Source organism: Alkalihalobacterium alkalinitrilicum, assembly GCF_002019605.1.
In the GTDB taxonomy this organism is placed as follows: domain Bacteria; phylum Bacillota; class Bacilli; order Bacillales; family Bacillaceae_F; genus Alkalihalobacterium; species Alkalihalobacterium alkalinitrilicum.
In genome coordinates this window covers 2,226,145-2,244,465 of the sequence record NZ_KV917368.1, presented here as the reverse complement: position 1 = coordinate 2,244,465, position 18,321 = coordinate 2,226,145, and the positions used below count along the sequence as shown (strand labels likewise).

The 18,321-nt window shown below is 35.8% G+C and carries 23 protein-coding genes; 18 read left to right on the top strand and 5 right to left on the bottom strand.

Going from position 1 to position 18,321, the window contains the following annotated elements:
* Positions 1–4: 4 nt before the first annotated feature.
* The 3 genes from scpB (at position 5) to BK574_RS10445 (ending at position 1,701) form a co-directional block, all read left to right on the top strand.
* The gene (scpB, locus tag BK574_RS10455) at positions 5–616 is read left to right on the top strand and encodes an SMC-Scp complex subunit ScpB (RefSeq protein ID WP_078430834.1); all 612 of its coding nucleotides are present in this window, start codon (positions 5–7) and stop codon (positions 614–616) included.
* Between the two features lie 108 nt (positions 617–724).
* Positions 725–1,111: a hypothetical protein gene (locus tag BK574_RS10450; RefSeq protein ID WP_078428563.1), complete on the top strand. Its 387-nt coding sequence runs from the start codon at positions 725–727 to the stop codon at positions 1,109–1,111.
* Between the two features lie 98 nt (positions 1,112–1,209).
* Complete coding sequence (locus tag BK574_RS10445; protein WP_075384853.1) at positions 1,210–1,701, top strand: DUF3907 family protein; 492 nt, start codon at positions 1,210–1,212, stop codon at positions 1,699–1,701.
* A 41-nt stretch (positions 1,702–1,742) separates the two neighbouring features.
* Here the strand turns inward: BK574_RS10445 and BK574_RS10440 are convergent, their stop codons facing one another.
* Positions 1,743–2,546, bottom strand: a complete 804-nt coding sequence (locus tag BK574_RS10440) for a DUF2935 domain-containing protein (protein ID WP_078428562.1) — start codon at positions 2,544–2,546, stop codon at positions 1,743–1,745.
* Positions 2,547–2,666: 120 nt separating this feature from the next.
* On the opposite strand from BK574_RS10440, the gene BK574_RS10435 reads away from it, so the two are divergent.
* Positions 2,667–3,575: a superoxide dismutase gene (locus BK574_RS10435; protein ID WP_142247942.1), complete on the top strand. Its 909-nt coding sequence runs from the start codon at positions 2,667–2,669 to the stop codon at positions 3,573–3,575.
* Positions 3,576–3,655: 80 nt separating this feature from the next.
* On the opposite strand, the gene BK574_RS10430 is transcribed toward BK574_RS10435, so the two are convergent.
* The 3 genes from BK574_RS10430 to BK574_RS10420 form a co-directional block, all read right to left on the bottom strand.
* On the bottom strand, positions 3,656–5,230 hold the full coding sequence (locus tag BK574_RS10430; protein ID WP_078428560.1) for an alkaline phosphatase family protein: 1,575 nt from the start codon (positions 5,228–5,230) through the stop codon (positions 3,656–3,658).
* Between the two features lie 11 nt (positions 5,231–5,241).
* The gene (locus BK574_RS10425; protein ID WP_078428559.1) at positions 5,242–5,928 is read right to left on the bottom strand and encodes a YetF domain-containing protein; all 687 of its coding nucleotides are present in this window, start codon (positions 5,926–5,928) and stop codon (positions 5,242–5,244) included.
* Positions 5,929–6,014: 86 nt separating this feature from the next.
* Positions 6,015–6,551 (bottom strand): hypothetical protein, encoded by a 537-nt coding sequence (locus BK574_RS10420; RefSeq protein ID WP_218970571.1) that lies wholly within the window; start codon positions 6,549–6,551, stop codon positions 6,015–6,017.
* Between the two features lie 92 nt (positions 6,552–6,643).
* Between BK574_RS10420 and BK574_RS10415 the strand changes: the two genes are divergently transcribed.
* From BK574_RS10415 to BK574_RS10390, 7 genes are all read left to right on the top strand, one after another.
* Positions 6,644–6,847 (top strand): DUF1657 domain-containing protein, encoded by a 204-nt coding sequence (locus tag BK574_RS10415; protein ID WP_075384847.1) that lies wholly within the window; start codon positions 6,644–6,646, stop codon positions 6,845–6,847.
* Between the two features lie 134 nt (positions 6,848–6,981).
* Positions 6,982–7,425 carry a hypothetical protein gene (locus BK574_RS10410; RefSeq protein WP_078428557.1) on the top strand — a complete coding sequence of 148 codons (444 nt, stop codon included), beginning with the start codon at positions 6,982–6,984 and terminating at the stop codon, positions 7,423–7,425.
* A 16-nt stretch (positions 7,426–7,441) separates the two neighbouring features.
* Positions 7,442–7,921 (top strand): stage V sporulation protein AC, encoded by a 480-nt coding sequence (gene spoVAC, locus BK574_RS10405; protein ID WP_078428556.1) that lies wholly within the window; start codon positions 7,442–7,444, stop codon positions 7,919–7,921.
* Positions 7,922–8,929 carry a stage V sporulation protein AD gene (gene spoVAD, locus BK574_RS10400; protein ID WP_142247941.1) on the top strand — a complete coding sequence of 336 codons (1,008 nt, stop codon included), beginning with the start codon at positions 7,922–7,924 and terminating at the stop codon, positions 8,927–8,929.
* Between the two features lie 9 nt (positions 8,930–8,938).
* Positions 8,939–9,289, top strand: a complete 351-nt coding sequence (gene spoVAE / locus BK574_RS26995; protein ID WP_142247940.1) for a stage V sporulation protein AE — start codon at positions 8,939–8,941, stop codon at positions 9,287–9,289.
* A gap of 12 nt (positions 9,290–9,301) precedes the next feature.
* On the top strand, positions 9,302–9,508 hold the full coding sequence (locus tag BK574_RS10395) for a DUF1657 domain-containing protein (protein ID WP_075384844.1): 207 nt from the start codon (positions 9,302–9,304) through the stop codon (positions 9,506–9,508).
* A 31-nt stretch (positions 9,509–9,539) separates the two neighbouring features.
* Positions 9,540–10,397 carry a DUF421 domain-containing protein gene (locus BK574_RS10390; RefSeq protein WP_078428555.1) on the top strand — a complete coding sequence of 286 codons (858 nt, stop codon included), beginning with the start codon at positions 9,540–9,542 and terminating at the stop codon, positions 10,395–10,397.
* 72 nt (positions 10,398–10,469) lie between these two features.
* Here BK574_RS10390 and BK574_RS10385 read toward each other — a convergent pair whose 3' ends face one another.
* Entirely contained in the window at positions 10,470–11,195 is a 726-nt protein-coding gene (locus BK574_RS10385) for a DUF421 domain-containing protein (RefSeq protein WP_078428554.1), read from the bottom strand.
* Positions 11,196–11,375: 180 nt separating this feature from the next.
* Between BK574_RS10385 and BK574_RS10380 the strand changes: the two genes are divergently transcribed.
* From BK574_RS10380 to ccsB, 7 genes are all read left to right on the top strand, one after another.
* Positions 11,376–12,530 carry a D-alanyl-D-alanine carboxypeptidase family protein gene (locus BK574_RS10380; RefSeq protein WP_078428553.1) on the top strand — a complete coding sequence of 385 codons (1,155 nt, stop codon included), beginning with the start codon at positions 11,376–11,378 and terminating at the stop codon, positions 12,528–12,530.
* On the top strand, positions 12,523–13,110 hold the full coding sequence (locus BK574_RS10375) for a nucleoside recognition domain-containing protein (protein ID WP_075384840.1): 588 nt from the start codon (positions 12,523–12,525) through the stop codon (positions 13,108–13,110). The genes BK574_RS10380 and BK574_RS10375 overlap by 8 nt, the downstream gene beginning before the upstream one ends.
* A 2-nt stretch (positions 13,111–13,112) precedes the next feature.
* Positions 13,113–13,643, top strand: coding sequence for a spore maturation protein (locus tag BK574_RS10370; protein ID WP_078428552.1), 531 nt, complete (start codon positions 13,113–13,115; stop codon positions 13,641–13,643).
* Between the two features lie 288 nt (positions 13,644–13,931).
* Complete coding sequence (locus BK574_RS10365) at positions 13,932–14,660, top strand: pseudouridine synthase (protein ID WP_078428551.1); 729 nt, start codon at positions 13,932–13,934, stop codon at positions 14,658–14,660.
* Between the two features lie 281 nt (positions 14,661–14,941).
* Positions 14,942–15,469, top strand: coding sequence for a thiol-disulfide oxidoreductase ResA (resA, locus tag BK574_RS10360; RefSeq protein ID WP_078428550.1), 528 nt, complete (start codon positions 14,942–14,944; stop codon positions 15,467–15,469).
* A 12-nt stretch (positions 15,470–15,481) separates the two neighbouring features.
* On the top strand, positions 15,482–17,137 hold the full coding sequence (resB, locus tag BK574_RS10355; protein ID WP_078428549.1) for a cytochrome c biogenesis protein ResB: 1,656 nt from the start codon (positions 15,482–15,484) through the stop codon (positions 17,135–17,137).
* Entirely contained in the window at positions 17,121–18,308 is a 1,188-nt protein-coding gene (gene ccsB, locus BK574_RS10350; RefSeq protein WP_078428548.1) for a c-type cytochrome biogenesis protein CcsB, read from the top strand. Before resB ends, ccsB begins: the two co-directional genes overlap by 17 nt.
* The last annotated feature ends 13 nt before the right edge of the window (positions 18,309–18,321 follow it).

Genomic DNA, 18,321 nt, shown 5'->3' with positions numbered 1-18,321 from the left:
TTCAATTAATTTAAGTGAAATGAAAGGTATTATTGAAGGATTATTATTTGTAGCTGGAGAAGACGGACTAACAGAAGAACAATTAGCCGATATTTTGAAAGTTGAAACCGAGACAATCCAAGATGCAATCAATGACCTAAAAGCAGACTTGAAAGAAACGAACCGTGGACTACAATTAATGGAAATAGCTGGTTCATACCAATTAACGACAAAACCTGAACACGCCATCTATTTTCAGCAACTAGTAGAAACGCCAGGACATACGGGGATATCTCAAGCTGCACTTGAAACTTTAGCCATTATTGCCTACAAGCAGCCGATCACACGTGTTGAGATAGAGGAAATACGTGGTGTTAAAACAGAAAAAGCGATCCAAACCTTAACTGCTAAACTTTTAATAAAAGACGTAGGACGAGCTGAAGGTAGTGGTCGGGCGATATTGTATGGAACGACGAAAGAGTTTCTAGATCATTTCGGATTAAAATCATTAAAAGACTTACCACCTTTACCTGATCAAGTGGATGAAGGTATGCTAGATGAAGACGCTGATCTTTTCTTTAAGAAGTTTGAAGAAGGTATGGATAGTATGTTTAATGAAGATACCAATAAAAATTAACGTGACATAAAGATATACCATGACGATTTCGTACTATTATGTTTTTCTACTCTGTGGCGAACACATGATATAATAAATAAAACTAAGTTTACAGTTAGGAGAATTGTTGTGATTATTCTAAAGGCTAAAGGAATTGAACTGGAAAAGGAAAAGCCCAACACATCAGAAGATTTTTTCAATCGTTCCACTGTAATTTATAATGAAAATGGAAAAGAAAAAGAGCTGAATGTATTATATGTTCGTTTTTTTGATGAGCAGGCATCAGAAATCTCTTCATTTAAAGAAAGTCCAATTATAACCGTTGATCAAAAAGAAATATATTTTAAGGACATAGTTGCATTAGTTTGTTTATTACAAAACCCTGGAAATAAGGAAAAAAAGCGGATTTATATTAATGAATTGAAAGAGTTAGAAGCGGTATTTACAGATGTAAATTCTGAACAGATCAAAGCGATTATGAGTGACCTTATGACACAAGGAAAAAGTCAGTTATAAAATGGTACATATAAAGATATTGTTTTCTTTAATTTTTAAAGGCGTTCTTGTCCGAAGTGTCGTATAATATAATTAACATAAAAGTGGAGGTGTCGCCAATGGCCAATACATTGGTTGAAAGCCAATTAACTTTAGCGCATGATACATTAAAAGATATTTGTGGAAATATAAGTGAATATTTAAATGGAACAACACTTAGTGACATGTTAAGTGAAGATGGGCAATCAGATGAAGAGTTTTTTAAGGCGGTTCTTTCTTCTTTGCGTCGTGTTCTAGTTTTTTGTGAAGAAGGTAAAGAAGCAAGTGAAGTTATATTAAATGGAAAAACATTTCGTAAAGCTGCGGCTGAAAAAACGTTATATTGGATTTATCATCACTGCATCGAAGAGTTCTTTAATCCGCGCATAGATAATTGGTATGAAGATAGTCGATCAGCATATACAGGTAAAAATGCTATTAAATTTTCAAAATCAGTGCCAAACTCATTAAAAGACTTAATGAAGACGATTGAAGGTCCATTTCAATCAATTCGTGAAGAATTAGAGTATTATGAAACTGATTTTCAAACGAAAATGATTCATTCAAAATAAACAAAAGCGAAGCCATTTTAGGCTTCGCTTTTGTTTATTGTTTATTCATTTCTTGGTGCTGTGGGATCACAAGTGGGCATCGTTGTCTCACTAGCTTCTGCTAATTTCATTAAGTAATAACATTCTTCCCTTGCCATATGATCAGCCATTAATTCTGAGAAAGTACCTAATAATTTATTGTTCATCTCTAATTCTTCGAGTTCTCTAAGAAATACTTTGAACAGTTCAATTTCTAATTCAACTTGATTATTAAAACGATGCAATGCGGGGAATTTATCGACATTTGCTCGTAGGTACCCAGCAAGTTCTACTGCTTTAATATAAAAATCCTCAAATGATTCCGTAAATTCTTCGCTTTTTTTACTTAGTTTTTTCTCTACCATATCTAGTTCTCCAGTAATGGCATCTGCATGACCAGCTGCATCAAGGAGCCAAACGAGGTGGTGATGTAGTGGGTGCGAAATAGGTGGAATTTCACCTTTGACTAAGTAAGGAAGAATTCGTAAATATTCTTCAACTTCATTTACCATATGATTTAAAAAAGTAGGGGGAAGCCCGATTATAATGTCACCGACTAAATGTTTGCGAATTAAGTGGAGCTTAAATTCTCGAATATCTTTCGCTTGATCAAACGAAGATTCTGTAAGTTGAAGTAATGGATCACCACTTATATCTTGTCTTGCAGATTCTAATAATTGGTCAAAAATATCAATATACTGTTTAGTGATTTCGACTTCATCTTTCTCAATAGGAGAAAGTGCGTCACGAATAAACCTAGCATGATCTCCTAAAACTTGAAGCCAAAATCGATGTTCAAATAATGCAACTTGTTGAAAATTATTCATAAACTCCTCCTGGATTTGTAGTCAACATAACTATATGTATCAAGTGCCCAGATTGTGATTTTTCACCAATTAGGATTGTCTAGGCATATAGTAAAGCGATGACGTCGAATTGAAGGAGGAATGCAATTAATGGAAGCATATCATGAGCAACTTAGTGAATGGGTAGAAAGTATAGAATCGACTTGGATTAAAGTGGAAGAGAATGTTAAACAAAATCTTGAAAGTAACTGTGTAAAAGGCTTTGAAGACAAATTATCGCATTTTAAAAGATTATTAGAAAAAAGGCCAAATCAAAATCAATTACAAATAGAAGCGTATGATTTATATCAAAATTGGGAAGATCTTTTTCTTAGAATGAATAGGAATGACCAAGGAATTCATATGAATAGTATTGCACTACAACCAGTTCCGATCGGTGGACATCAATTGCCGCCGCTCCCATATCCATATGATGCTCTTGAACCTTATATTGCTGCAGAAATTATGAGGTTACATCATCAAGAACATCATCAAAGCTATGTGGACGGTTTAAATAAAGCCGAGAAAAAAATGGAGCAAGCTAGAAAAACAGGTGATTTTGATTTAATTAAACATTGGGAACGGGAAGCAGCGTTTAATGGTGCTGGTCATTATTTACACACGATTTTTTGGAACAATATGAGTCCAAAAGGTGGTGGTGAGCCAACTGGTGAACTGGCGAACCAAATCAAAAAGAATTTTGGAGGTTTTCAACAGTTTAAGAAACATTTTTCAGAAGCAGCTAAAAAGGTGGAAGCTGTAGGTTGGGCAATATTAGTGTGGGCACCACGTTCACATCGCTTAGAAATTTTGCAGGCGGAAAAACACCAAAATTTAAGTCAATGGGACGTTATTCCATTATTAACTCTTGATGTTTGGGAACATGCGTATTATCTTCAATATAAAAATGAACGTGAAGACTATATTAATAATTGGTGGAATGTTGTAAACTGGCCAGATGTAAACCAACGGTTTTTAAAGGCAAGAGAATTACGGTGGAAACCATATTAAAGAGAGGAGGCCGACCAGTTATGGTCAGCCTCTGTTTAAATATGGAAAAATTTTATTATCTCGTTTTAGAATAATTTAAGCTATTGAAAGAACTGAAGAATGTATTCTTTTAAATCAACAATTCGAGGATTTTCAAATCGTTTATCGGTACCTGCAATTATGATAGCAGCTAGAGTATCATTTTTGTGGAGACCACCGTGTTCACCACCATCAACATGAAGTGGAGCTCCTTCTGACTGAAAGGTATGACCTGGTTTTGCTGTTAACAAAACGGAAGGATAATCGTTACTATTCAATGAGCTTATCAGCTGATTTAGAACATCTGGATAATCAGTATATTTCAATTTAGACTGACTACGATCAACTTCAATTCCAACAATTTGTTCATTTCCTTCCCATTCCCATGTTTGGCCGTACCGATCAATCCAAGGCCCGCCAGGTCTAAAACGGAAGCCTTCTTTATAATCTGGTGAAATGACGTATACCCAATTTTCATCAACCCATGAAGCAAACTGAACACGTTTATCTGTCATAGCCACTTCTGCAAGTCGTGGGACTAATTGGATATCTTGCATTGGATAAATGTATGACATTCTATGATTATTCGCAATCGCAATCTCACCATGACTGACGTTATCCGTTAATTGAGCAATGGAATATTCGTTATAAATTTCATCTAATGGAATGGCCATCGTTAATTCATCGTCTAACAACTTGTCTTGCCCATGGTCGCCAAATACGATAAAAATATTTTCCTCTAAAGCTTTATCCCAGCTTTCATAACTATTTAATATTTCTTGAAAGAATGTTTCAGCTCTTTCAAATCCGACACGATAATGCGGACTATTTTCATGAGCTTCTTTATCAAAATCTGGTAAAAAAACCGCTAAAAAATCTGGTTGTTCTCCTTGTTTAATCATCTCACTTACGACTTTAACTGAGTACTCATCATTTAAGCCAAAATTGGATAGGAAAGTGTCAGGTAATTCTTTGTCTTCGATGACTTTGGGTTTAACTGCACTTCCGAAGGCTAATAGGTCTGGACCTTTTGTTTGCAATGAGTCGTTTAAATTTAGCCATTGGTCAAGAAGAACAGGAAGTGTCATATCGTGAGTGGTTTTTCCTCGATAAATGAGAAAATTGACGGAACCTGTTGAATATTTTTTTTGTTGTAATGCTTCATGTATCGTTGTGACTTTAGGACTTAAATGGGAATTGTTCAAATGGTATAAAGAATCCATCAAACTTTGCCGCATGCCGAGTTTGACCATCTTTTCTATGGTTGAACCGTAATCTACCATTCGATTTTCATCTGGTTTATACCAGACAAGTCCAGGGACTTTATGGGAATTTGGCATCTGGCCTGTCATTAATGTACTTTCAATAACGACAGACATCGATGGAAATGGGGCTACTAAATCCTTGTGATACTGTCCGTTTTCAATTAAAAATTCAAGAGCAGGTATTTTTCCTTTTTCTTTACTATTGTCAATTAATGATCCCATCATCGAATCAATCATGACGAGAACTACTTTTTTATTTGGTTTGATTGCATCATTTTCAAGCTGTTGTATGGAGGCACCACCTTGATCGTTGGCTCCTTGGCAAGCAGATAAGAATAAAAGGATAATAACTACAACTATACGAAAAAACATATTCTCACTCCTTATTGACTATAGGTATTAATATAAAGAGAATCTCCTTCGAGCCACTCTGCAAAAAGTACATCTTTTTCATCGGTAACACCATGTGAACTTAGCTGTTGTTTTAACCAAGTTAAGTTATAGCCACTTGCTTTTAAGTTGTTATAAAGGATCTCGCCATCTAGAATTAAGGTTACAGGTAGGTAAACTTTTTGAGGCGATAGATTTAATTCTTGTTTATTCGGTAGATCGTAGTTCGATTTTTTTAAAATACTTACTGAACCATTTGCTTCCAAAATGCCATAAGCTACTTCACGAACCGAAAAAACATCTTTTTCTCTAAGTAAGTGTTGAAGTTGGTTAATATCTAGGTGGTTTTTCTTTAGTTGTTGATAATCTATTTTGCCTTCTCTAATAACGATGGCTGGGTTCCCTTCCAAAATACTTCTTGTTGCCTTAAATTTTTGTGTTAACCACTCAACGGAGTAGATTAGCGTCCCCCAGATAAAAACGGCATAAAGTACGTATGGAACACCTATTTCTTTATCATAAATAGCGTTACCAACAAGTTCACCTAATACAAGTGCTGATATAAAGTCAAACGGTGTTAATTGAGTAATTTGTGTTTTACCTAAGACTTTTGTAATGACTAAAAGTGCAAAAAAACCAACAATTAGTTCTGTCGTTAAATAGAAAAAATTTGTATTCAATCGTTTTCCCCTCAGCTTAAAATGAAAGTTATTTTTTAGAATGTCCCAACAATGGAATAATTACTCAAAAAGAAAAGGAGTGAGCGTTAGTGCTCAACTCCTTTCATTTGTTTTATCAATCGATCTAGTTTTGGTAGTAGTTGGTTTGATACCGTTTGAATAGTATGAACTTCGCTGCCTTCTATATCGATCGCACCTTTAAATACGGTCTTGATTTTTCCTTGTTCGGTTTTCCAGTATGTATCAACATATTGATGAAATAGTTTCCAAAAAAGAATAACGCCTTCGACTTGCTGAGGTGAAAATATCATAGCTAATTCTTTATCTGTAAGGCCGTGTGATACAGGTGCATCTTCAATCGCTTTTGGGTGAAGATTACTCACTTGTTTGGAAATAGACTCACGAACTTGTAACGCTTGTAAAAAAACAAATGATCTCCATTCTTCAAGAAGAAGTTCATTCTCTGTTGTTTCTTTTTTTGCAAAATTTTCAATAAGTTCTATTTGCTGCTTTGATAATATTTCTTGCTTTTTTAAAGCACGATATAAAAACACAAGAATGATGAACATCAAGATATTAACAATGAGAATACCAATTACCGTAAATAGATACAATTTTAACACCTCAAGTATATTCCATTATTTTCCACCATTTTTTTAGTTTTATTATCAAATAATACAAGCGTAAGATTTTTAAAATTCAAGGAGGAACTAATATGACAGTTGCAAGCCAAGTGAAACAAACGTTAGCAGGATTAAAAAGTGCACAAGCAAGTTTTGAAACTTTTGCACTTCAAACAGAAAATCAACAAGCTAAGCAAATGTTTCAAAATTTAGCACAACAAACACAAGGAATTGTAGATACGCTAAGCCCAAGACTACAAGAAATTCAACAAGAAGAACCGCAATATAACGACTAATACGACTAGAACAAGGTTGATGATCATATCAACCTTGTTCTAACAATTATAACAATGAATTGGTTGGTTTACATATTAATGCCGTATATTTGTCAAACTATCATTAACACGAAGCTGAGAATAGGGTGGTTCCAATGAAAAATCACTATTTTAAGTTAATTGTTTTATTTATTGTTTTCATTGTTTGTGGTTGTGGTCAAATGAACCTTCAACAACAGGAACAAACACCGCTTTTTGTTGGAAAAGAAGCATTGGTAGACCAAACAAAAGCGGATAATGCAAAAAAGATTATATTATCAATGGAGGAAGTGATTGAAGTTACAGGGGTTTCTAATAAAGAAAACATTTATATTGCTCCAGCCGTTAAACACTTTGATCGCTTACATCTTAAGGGTATTCGAGCAGACGGTTTTGAGAGAATAAAAAAACGGTATCCTAATTCGACTGTTTTTCTTTCAACAGATAAGAAAATATTTATGGAACTTGAAAAATTAGAAAAAGAACTGAAGGAAAGAAGAGTTTCTAAAAAAGATTTAGAAAAACGTTTAAAAAAACTCGAAGAAGATATGAAAGGGTAAAGTGAGGAGAGAACATATGTCGGATCAAAAGAAAAAAAACTTAACCCCAGTACAACAAGAATACCAAAAGTTTGCAAGTGAACATGAAATTAAACGGCCAGCTTTGAAAAATTGCATACGAGCATTTTTTATTGGTGGACTTATTTGTTTATTAGGACAGTTTGTACAAACTTTCTTTTATACGTTTTTTGATTTTACGGAACGAACAGCGGGTAATCCGACTATAGCTGTTATGATATTTCTTTCTATTTTATTAACTGGTTTTGGGGTGTATGACCGCATAGCTCAATTTGCAGGGGCAGGAACAGCAGTACCCGTTACGGGTTTTGCCAATTCAGTTGCCAGTGCGGCAATCGAACATCGAACCGAAGGCTATGTTCTAGGGGTTGGAGGAAATATGTTTAAGCTTGCTGGGTCTGTTATCGTATTCGGGACCGTTGCGGCCTTTGTTATTGCTATTATTAAAACGATTATTATTCAATGGGGGGGATTTTAAATGCTTACAGGCCATCGAACTTGGGTTTTCGAGAATAAGCCTGTTATTTTATCTACTGGAACGGTCGGTGGTCCTTTTGAAGCAAACGGAAATCTACCTGAAGACTTTGATACGCTTCACGAAGATTTGTGGATGGGACAAGATTCATATGAAAAAGCTCATCGAATTCTATTTGAGGAAGCTTGTAATAAAGCCATCGAAAAAAGTGGGCTGGAGAAAGAAGCAGTTGAATTTATCATTGCAGGTGACTTAGTTAATCAAATTACACCAACAAGCTTTGCTTGTCGAACATTAAGTATTCCGTACATTGGTTTATTTGGTGCTTGCTCTACTTCGATGGAAGGTTTAGCCATTTCATCATTTATCCTGAATGGTGGAGGAGCAAACTATATATTAACAGGCTCTTCGAGTCATAATTCAGCTGTTGAGAAGCAATTTAGATACCCGACAGAATATGGTGCGCAAAAGCCACCGACGGCTCAATGGACCGTTACGGCTTCTGGTGTTGGTTTAATTGGAAAAACAGGAAATGGACCGAGAGTAACATCGGCCACAATTGGAAGAGTCGTTGATATGGGGTTAAGTGACCCGTTTAACATGGGTGGAGCTATGGCACCTGCTGCTGTAGATACGATTGAAGCACATTTAAGAGACCTGCAAATTGGTCCAGAATATTATGATTTAATTGCAACAGGTGATTTGGGTAAAATTGGACATTCCATCGCAATTGATCTATTAGGTAAACATGGATTACAACTTACAGAAGAGCAATTTCAAGATTGTGGAATGATGATTTATCGAGAGAGTCAACCTGTATTAGCTGGAGCTAGTGGTTCAGGATGTTCTGCCGCCGTTACTTATGGACACTTACTTAACCGAATGAAAAGAGGAGAAATTAACCGAATGCTGATCGTTGCAACAGGAGCTTTACTATCACCACTATCGTTTCAACAAAAAGAAACGATTCCATGTATCGCCCACGCCGTTGCAATTGAAGCAGGGAGGTGACTAAAAAGGATGATATTCTTTTGGGCTTTTGTTGTTGGAGGACTTATTTGTGTAATTGGTCAGATTTTAATGGACGTAGGAAAACTAACCCCTGCTCATACGATGAGTACATTAGTTGTATCTGGGGCCATTCTGGATGGTTTTGGATTGTATGAACCATTAATTGATTTTGCGGGTGCAGGGGCAACTGTACCTATTACTAGCTTCGGTAACGCACTCGTTCATGGAGCGATGGCAGAAGCAGAGAAGCACGGGCTTGTTGGTGTTATTACTGGAATATTTGAAGTTACAAGTGCAGGGATATCAGCTGCAATTATTTTCGGTTTTTTTGCAGCGTTAATATTTAAACCAAAAGGATAGGAGGGGTTCAAAATGACAGTCGCTTCACAAGTAAAACAGTGTTTATCTACATTGAAGGGTATCGAGGCCTCGCTGAACACATTTTCAATTGAGACTGAAGATGAGGAAGCACGACAAGTATTTCATGAAACTTGTTTAACAACTAGAAAAGTGATCGGTGATATTGAAAAAAGAATTGGTGAACTTGAACGAGAAGAGCCTCAATATAACGGATTTTAAACGATAAAATTTTAGGAAAGGAGGGGTTCATTTGCCAGGTTGGTTAGAAATTGTTTTACGTTCTGCAGTTGGTCTTATTGTTGTAATGTTCGGAGCGAAACTTTTTGTCCGCAAGGCAGTAGGGGACCTTTCATATTTTGAGTTTATTGCAGCTGCAGCAGTAGCAATCATTGTTGGAGTTGGGTCTGTGGCTTTAGCGATACCTCCAGGACATGTAGCAATTGCCTTGTTTATATGGATTTTTATCCCATACTTAATTGGTTCTTTATCAGTAAAAAGTTTAAGGATTCGAAACCTAGTTGGTGGTAAAGGTGTACCCATTATTAAAGATGGCAAAATCCTTGAGGATAATATGAGGAAAGGTAGATATACAACGGACGAATTGTTAACGAAACTGAGGACGAAAAATGTATTTCGTGTCGCCGATGTTGAATTTGCTATTCTTGAACCAAACGGCGCTGTTAACGTCCTATTGAAAAAAGATTACCAACCTTTAACACCAAAAGATATGCAAATTCAAGTTGCTCCTATCAAACAGCCAGAAACCGTCATTATGGATGGCAAAATATTAGATGAACCACTTTCAACAATTGGATTTAATCGCAGATGGCTTGAGCATGAATTAGACAAAATAGGCGTAGCAATTGAAAATGTATACTTAGGCCAAGTCGACTCATATGGAGAATTAACAGTAGATGTGTTCGATGATCAGATTGAAATTCCAGAACCTACAGAAAAGCCACTGTTATTTGCTGCAATTAAAAAGTGTCAAGCCGATTTGGAAGTATTTTCGATGCAAACCGAATCAGAACAAACGAAAAAAATGTACAAGCGCTGTGCTCATGAAATGGAAGACGTTATGAAAAAATTAAAACCGTTATTAAAATAAAGAGGCGGTAATGGAGAGGCTGCCTCTCGCTTTTGTTTTAACTGGTTTTATAAAAATAAACGGATGTAAATTTTAGTTATAAATCGGTGGCATTTGTTGCTGTTCATCTTTTAGAGATATGTGAAGTTCATGGTCTTCATTAATAGATGCAAAAAATACTCGATTAACTTGTGCAATTTGCTTTTTTTGTAATTCTGAAATTAACCATTGTTGAGTTAACCCTAAATAAGTAAGAATATCCTCATATATTATTCCTTCGACGATAAGTGGGTAAGACAAACTTCTACTTTTCTTTTGTACATTTAAATCCTCAATAGTTACTTCTAATTTACTGTCATTCTTTAATACACTTATTTGCCCATTAGCTTCGATAATGGCAATTTTAACCTCACTTATATCAAAAATATTTTTTTGACGTAACATTTGCAAGACGTTATCAACGGTATATCTAATCCGCTTTAAATTCTTCACTAATACTTTACCGTCTTGAATTACTAAAGTAGGCTCAAATGTTAACTTTTTTCCTAATTTTCGATTAGAAATCGATAAATAGGCAGTTAGCCTTTGGAGTAAAGGGATAACAATGATTGCTAAATAGGTATAGACATGATCAACTTTTGGATCCGCAATATCAGCACCGATAACATTGGCTAAAGTCATAATAATGAGAAAATCAAAAATGGGCATTTCACCTATGGATCGTTTCCCCATATAAAGTGTAATTAGTAAAAACAATGGAAAAATCGTAATAATTCGAGCTAATATAATGGCAGACTCTTTTAATACATCTCCATCCATACCTTTCACCTACTTCCTTGCTTCATCTAAATGCAGGTAAAACATATCCTATAAGTTACCTATAGTTTTCTCAAATGAATGGTCTAATATTCCAATATTAAAAGGGATTGGACAAATTTGTTCATACTTCATTTTTTACCGCATACACTTGTACAAACTACTATTCAGGCGGGGATTTATATGTACATTAGAAATAAAGCACTAATCATATGTCTATCTATTAGTTTATCATTTTCAACGTTTGCATTTACGAATCAAAGTGAGGCTTTCTCAGTCTCCGCTCAAGGAGCAATCTTAATAGAACAATCTTCTGGTAGGGTGTTATATGGAAAAAATGAACACCAACAAATGAGGATTGCTAGTATTACAAAAATTATGACGGCTATACTTGCGATTGAATCAGGAAAAATGGATGAGTATGTAAAAGTCTCGACACGAGCGGAAGGAACAGAAGGATCATCGCTTTATCTAAAAGCAGGTGAAAAAATTAAGTTAGAAGATCTAGTATATGGTCTCATGCTTCGATCTGGAAATGATGCAGCAGTTGCCATTGCAGAACATGTCGGTGGTAGTCTTGAAGGATTTGTTTATTTAATGAATCAAAAAGCGCAAGAAATAGGTATGAGCCGAACGGTATTTTCCAACCCGCATGGATTAGATGACCATGAAGAACATTATTCAACCGCCTATGATATGGCAATCTTGACTCAGTATGCAATGGAAAATGAACACTATCGAGAAATTTCAGCTACGAAAACGTATAAAGCTTCACGGGAAGGCGATGTATATAGTTATTGGAAAAACAAAAATAGATTATTAACTCAGTTATACAACTATTCAACGGGTGGAAAAACAGGGTTCACAAAAAGAGCTAAACGGACACTAGTGTCAACGGCTACGAAAGATGGTTTTGATTTAATTTGCGTTACCTTAAATGCACCGAGTGACTGGCATGATCATATGAATCTTTTTAATTCCGCGTTTAATCGCTATACAGTAGAAACACTTGCAGAAGAAGGTACAATTGATGGAATTCAAGATGAGTTTTATAAAGATAAAGTTTATATTCCTTACACATTTACGTACCCGTTAACAGAAAAGGAAAAAGCAGGGGTAAAAAAGGACATCACATTATATCGTCCACCAAAAGGTGAGGAAGCGAGAAATATCTATATGCCTCAACCTGTTGGTAAACTAACAATCTCAATGAATGGTGAAACATTAAGTAATATTCCACTTTATTTCTTAACACCCATTGAAGAAGAAAAGAAAGGATTTTGGTCTAGAATTAAGCAAATTTTCTTTCTCACATTGGGAGTGAAATCCATTGATTAATATCATTTGGGTATCCATGCTTGTCATTGGATTAATTTTTGCAGGAATTAATGGAAAAATGCCTGAAGTCAATGAAGCGATCTTTACTGGAGCAAAGGATGCGGTTACGATTTGTTTCGGTTTAATTAGTATTCTTGTCTTTTGGTTAGGGATGATGAAGATAGCACAAAGTGCTGGGTTATTAGAAGGTTTAGCAAAATTGCTACGCCCAATCGCAACAAGGCTTTTTCCAGAAGTGCCTAGTAATCATCCAGCAATGGGGTATATCCTCTCCAATATGACAGCGAACATGTTTGGATTAGGAAATGCTGCAACACCCATGGGAATAAAAGCAATGCAAGAACTTCGTAGATTAAATGGGGACCGTGATGAAGCAAGTCGTTCCATGATTACGCTATTAGCGATCAATACAGCGAGTATTACGCTTATTCCGACAACCGTGATTTCGATACGAATGAGTTATGATTCGGTGTCACCTACAGAAATTGTCGGGACAACGATACTAGCGACTTTATGTTCAACGCTAGGCGCAATACTTATTGACCGTTATTTTTATTATCGTCGAATGAGGAGGAGGTAAGCATGGGATGGATCACTGTCATTTCAATATGGATTATCCCAATGCTAATCGCTTTTATTCTCCTATATGGAACCTATAAAAAGGTACCAACTTATGAGACGTTTGTTGAAGGAGCAAAAGAAGGTTTTACGATGGCGATCTCAATCATTCCTTATTTAGTAGGAATGCTCGTAGCTATCTCTGTATTTCGAGCATCGGGTGCAATGGACTTTATTATTGAATCGCTAAGGCCGATACTACAAGCGATCGGTGTTCCTAGTGAAATTGTTCCACTTGCTATGATTCGACCGATATCTGGGACAGGTGCATTAGGAATGACGACAGATTTGATTGCGACTTATGGTCCTGATTCATTTATAGGAAGATTAGCTTCAACGATGCAAGGAAGTACGGATACGACTTTATATGTATTAACAGTATATTTTGGAGCTGTAGGTATAAAGAAAATGGGAGATGCGTTAAAAGTAGGATTACTAGCCGATGTAGTTGGCATTATTGCATCGATTATTATTGTAACATTAGTATTTGGATGACTGAGGCTATCAAATGGTAGTCTTTTTTTCTTGTAAAGATGAGCTAGTTTGGGGGATTCACTTAATTTAGTATAGAATTTGCCTCAGGGAGAAAAACATTTAAGTTATGTCAAAAAAACTAGCTAGTTCATTACTTACTGTTCTATATAACGATAACTTGAATGTTAAGTGTAACATGAAAAGGTATCATTCTAACTAGTGATGTAAAAAGTGACAATAATTTGCCTATAATAATGAAAACTTGAGAATTTGTATAATAAGCATTAAGATGTTCAATGAGGTGAAAATATGGAACGATTACAAAAAGTCATTGCTCAAGCAGGTGTGACATCAAGAAGAAAAGCAGAACAATTAATAGTAGAAGGAAAGGTTAAGGTTAACGGTCAATTTGTTCGCGAGCTAGGTGTAAAAGTAAACGCGAATAAAGATGAAATCGAAGTGAATGGAGTACCAATTGACCGGGAACAACCGGTTTATTTTTTGCTATATAAACCATCTGGAGTAATTTCAAGTGTATCAGATGATAAAGGTCGAAAAGTGGTAACAGACTTTATCGAAGTCCAAGAAAGGATTTTTCCAGTAGGAAGACTTGACTACGATACTTCTGGGCTTATTCTTTTAACGAATGACGGTGAATTTGCTAATCTTTTAATGCATCCAAAACATACAATTGATAAAGTTTACGTTGCAAAAATTAAAGGGATTCCTACTAGAGAACAACTAAAGCAATTAAAAGATGGAATTCGCCTTGAAGATGGAAAGACGGCACCAGCAAAAGTTAAATTAATTTCGGCTAATAAAAAAAATCAAACTTCAATTGTTCAATTAACAATCCACGAAGGAAGAAATCGTCAAGTTCGTCGAATGTTTGAGGCACTGGGTTATAATGTTATTAAATTAAAAAGAGAGCAGTACGGTTTTCTGGATCTTACTGGTTTAACGCCTGGAGAATTTCGTCCGTTAAAGCCGATTGAGGTGAAACACTTCCGTGAATTAGCTGTCACACAAAAGTCATAATCAAAACTAAATAACTTCGGTTTCCATCGTTATAATAAGGCAAAAGAGAGAAATTTGTCGAGAAATTGATTGGAATTCTTCATCTCTTCAAACTTTTTTCATACTTATTTGTGACAATCGCATTGTCAAATAATCTGTGAGTTAAGGGTAGTTTAAGATCGACGAAGTTGACATCGTTGATTTCTACGGATCTAATACCCGCTTCTTACTTATAGAATCAGCATTGATTTTCGTCATTTATGGCGCTAAATCGTGTTTTTCTAATGAGAGGGGAGAGAATAATGAAACAAAGAAGACTTGTCATTCGTAGCTCCATTTTAGCTATCATTACGGTTGCTATTGGCTATACGTTTTATATTAATTTCTTTTCTGATCAATCAGTAGTACGTGCAGGGGACAAAGCAAAGAATTTTATTGTAAACGATTTAGTTGGCGAAACGATTGAATTAAGAGAATTAGAAGGTAAAGGCATTTTCCTAAATTTTTGGGGGACGTTTTGCCCTCCATGTGAAAAAGAAATGCCGATCATGGAAGAGCTTTACCATGAGTATCAAGATCAAGGTATTGAGATGATTGCCTTGAATGTTGATGAATCGGATTTAGTTGTTCAAACATTTGTAGATCGGTACAAATTAACATTTCCAGTTGCAATTGACAAAGGGCGGCGAATTACTGAAGCGTATGGCATTCGTCCACTTCCAACTACAATATTAATTGATGAACATGGTGAAGTAGTTCGGGTTCATTCTGGATTTATGGACGAAACAGTTATTCGAAGGTTTTTAGAAGAGATTAAACCGCAATCTTAATGAGGTGTTCACATGAATAAAGTTAAATGCGAATGTGGTCACGTCAATCCATTTGGAACGGGTATTTGTGAATCGTGTGGAAAGCCATTAGAAGGTGAAGCCGTTGAACTTCTAAATATGAGATATGAAGGTGTGGCTCGGCGTTCGCAAACCTACAATCGGACGATTATTGATAAAATATGGAACTTTTTTTCATCCGTAAAAGTAGGAATTTGGATTATCGTGATTACACTAGTTGCATCATCAATTGGAACAATTTTTCCGCAAGAAATGTATATACCGCCTACTGTAAATCCAGCGCAGTTTTATGGAGATGAGTATGGTGTTCTAGGACAAATGTATTATCAGCTTGGGTTCCACGATTTATACGGCTCATGGTGGTACATGCTATTAATAGCTGCATTAGGTGTTTCACTCGTTATTTGTAGTTTAGATCGTGTTGTACCTCTTCATCGAGCACTTAAAACACAACGAGTGACTAGACATGAAAATTTCTTAAAACGTCAACGTATTTTTGGAACATCGAAAGTAAGTAATGACGATGAAACGGTTGCATTAGTAAAAAAGAACTTGGAAAAGAGAAAATATAACATTTCTGAAGAAAATGGAAACCTTGTCGGTGAAAAAGGACGATTTTCTCGTTGGGGTCCTTACGTAAATCATATTGGAATTATTATTTTTTTAATAGGTTGTATGTTACGTTATTTCCCAGGAATGTATATAGACGATTTTGTCTGGATTCGTGAAGGTGAAATAGAAGTAATTCCAGGAACAAACCAAGAGTATTATTTGGAAAACGAAAAGTTTATTGTTGAATTATATGATGAAGACGACGAAGTGTTTGGAGAAGCGCTTAGAAATTCGGGTGCTACTGTAGTAAAAACGTATCAAACATCGGCTGTCCTGTACAAAAAAGAAGATACAGACACGATTGGTGCAGATGGAGATTTAGTAGAAGTTGCACGACATAATATTCTTGTAAATGACCCATTTAAGTTTGATGGCTATGCACTTTACCAAGTCGATTACAAATTACATGAGTTAAATGAAATGAGTTTCAATATGGTCGAAAAAGATTCCGAGGTAGTAATCGGTGATTTTTCTGTTAATCTATTTGATCCACAGGCAGAATATGAATTGGGAGAAGGATATAAAGTAAAAGTTCGTCATTACTTTCCTGATTACTTCTTTAATGATCAAGGACAACCTGCTAGTCGATCAAGAATCCCAAATAACCCAGCCTTTATTTTTGAGATGGTTTCACCAACCCATCCAGATGGAGAAGTTAGTTTCTTAGCGATTGGGCAAAACTTGGAACCATTTGGAGAAAATGATTACCAATTACGTTTTAATGGTGTTGAAACGAAACATGTAACTGCTTTGACAGTTAGAAAAGACTATACATTAGGAATATTAATGGTAGGTGGGTTCATCTTTATGGTAGGACTCATCCAAGGTTCTTATTGGGTCCATCGAAGAGTATGGATTCAACGTATAAATGGAGAATTATGGATAGCAGGTCATACTAATAAAAACTGGAGTTCACTGAAAGATGAGATCGATCGCCTCATTGTGGGAACAGAACTCTCCTCTCCAGTTGACCAAGTGGCTGAAAAGGAAAAAGAGAAAGAACCTAAGGAGGAAGAGCAAGATGGCAGCATTAAGTAGTAATTTGTTATTGGTTGCTTTCTTCTTGTATTTAGCGTCAACGATTTTCTTTGCTGTATCGATCACAGGAAAGAAGTGGCGTGATAAACAAGGGGAAATGAACGGTAATCGCTGGGGAACATTTGGATTTATCTCAGCGATCGCTGGTTTCTTATTTGCTATGGGTTATTTTATTACTCGATGGATTGTTGCAGGACATGCACCTGTAAGTAATATGTTTGAATATACGACCTTTTTAGGTATTATGATGGGACTTGCTTTTATTATTATATATGCCATCTATCGTTCAAACATTCTTGGGTTGTTTGCAATGCCAACTGTCATGTTAATTATAGCGTATGCATCGGTTTTTCCAAGCGAAGTATCACCGCTAATTCCTGCTTTACAAAGTATTTGGTTGAAGATTCATGTTATTACTACTGCATTAGGCCAAGGAATATTAGCAATTGGATTTGCCGCGGGTTTAATTTATTTACTTCGTACAATTGATTACTCGAAGAAAAATAAAAAAACGAGATCATTAGAGATTATTTTATATAGTATTGTTGCAATTGTTGGTTTCATTTTAATCGGTTATATTTTTAATGCCTTTAATTATGAGGCGAAATTTTCTTATGTGAACGAATTAGATCAACCAGCTGAAATGGTGTATAATTTACCACCGCTACTAGGACCGAACGAAGGTGAAATGTTAACCGAAAATCGGATGAATGCTTTAATTGAAATGCCAGCTTGGTTACGTAGTAATGATGCCAATACGGTTGTATGGTCTTTAATAGCTGGACTTGTGTTGTACTGGTTGCTACGTTTAATCCTAAGAAAACCAATTGGCGCTGCCATTCAGCCGATATTAAAAGGGGTTAATGCAGATCGTGTGGATGAATTAAGTTATCGCGCCATTGCAATCGGCTTCCCCATTTTTACACTCGGTGGTCTAATATTTGCAATGATCTGGGCTCAAATTGCTTGGACTCGTTTCTGGGGTTGGGACCCTAAAGAAGTATGGGCGCTTATTACATTTTTATTCTATGCAGCTTATTTACACTTACGTCTTTCTCGTGGATGGCACGGTGAGCGTTCGGCATGGTTATGTGTAATTGGTTTTGCGATTATTATGTTTAACCTTATATTTGTTAATTTAGTTATTGCAGGACTACATTCGTACGCTTAACTTATTGAGGCTG

Bases quoted from the DNA above. Each gene is read 5' to 3' on its own strand.
- BK574_RS10415 (WP_075384847.1), top strand. From the start codon at position 6,644: ATGACAGTTGCAAGCCAAGTGAAACAAACGTTAGCAGGATTAAAAAGT.
- BK574_RS10380 (WP_078428553.1), top strand. From the start codon at position 11,376: ATGTACATTAGAAATAAAGCACTAATCATATGTCTATCTATTAGTTTA.
- spoVAC (WP_078428556.1), top strand. From the start codon at position 7,442: ATGTCGGATCAAAAGAAAAAAAACTTAACCCCAGTACAACAAGAATAC.
- spoVAE (WP_142247940.1), top strand. From the start codon at position 8,939: ATGATATTCTTTTGGGCTTTTGTTGTTGGAGGACTTATTTGTGTAATT.
- spoVAD (WP_142247941.1), top strand. From the start codon at position 7,922: ATGCTTACAGGCCATCGAACTTGGGTTTTCGAGAATAAGCCTGTTATT.
- BK574_RS10370 (WP_078428552.1), top strand. From the start codon at position 13,113: ATGGGATGGATCACTGTCATTTCAATATGGATTATCCCAATGCTAATC.
- resB (WP_078428549.1), top strand. From the start codon at position 15,482: ATGAATAAAGTTAAATGCGAATGTGGTCACGTCAATCCATTTGGAACG.
- BK574_RS10440 (WP_078428562.1), bottom strand. From the start codon at position 2,546: ATGAATAATTTTCAACAAGTTGCATTATTTGAACATCGATTTTGGCTT.
- BK574_RS10430 (WP_078428560.1), bottom strand. From the start codon at position 5,230: ATGTTTTTTCGTATAGTTGTAGTTATTATCCTTTTATTCTTATCTGCT.
- BK574_RS10410 (WP_078428557.1), top strand. From the start codon at position 6,982: ATGAAAAATCACTATTTTAAGTTAATTGTTTTATTTATTGTTTTCATT.
- BK574_RS10445 (WP_075384853.1), top strand. From the start codon at position 1,210: ATGGCCAATACATTGGTTGAAAGCCAATTAACTTTAGCGCATGATACA.
- BK574_RS10435 (WP_142247942.1), top strand. From the start codon at position 2,667: ATGCAATTAATGGAAGCATATCATGAGCAACTTAGTGAATGGGTAGAA.
- ccsB (WP_078428548.1), top strand. From the start codon at position 17,121: ATGGCAGCATTAAGTAGTAATTTGTTATTGGTTGCTTTCTTCTTGTAT.
- BK574_RS10395 (WP_075384844.1), top strand. From the start codon at position 9,302: ATGACAGTCGCTTCACAAGTAAAACAGTGTTTATCTACATTGAAGGGT.
- BK574_RS10365 (WP_078428551.1), top strand. From the start codon at position 13,932: ATGGAACGATTACAAAAAGTCATTGCTCAAGCAGGTGTGACATCAAGA.
- resA (WP_078428550.1), top strand. From the start codon at position 14,942: ATGAAACAAAGAAGACTTGTCATTCGTAGCTCCATTTTAGCTATCATT.
- BK574_RS10385 (WP_078428554.1), bottom strand. From the start codon at position 11,195: ATGGATGGAGATGTATTAAAAGAGTCTGCCATTATATTAGCTCGAATT.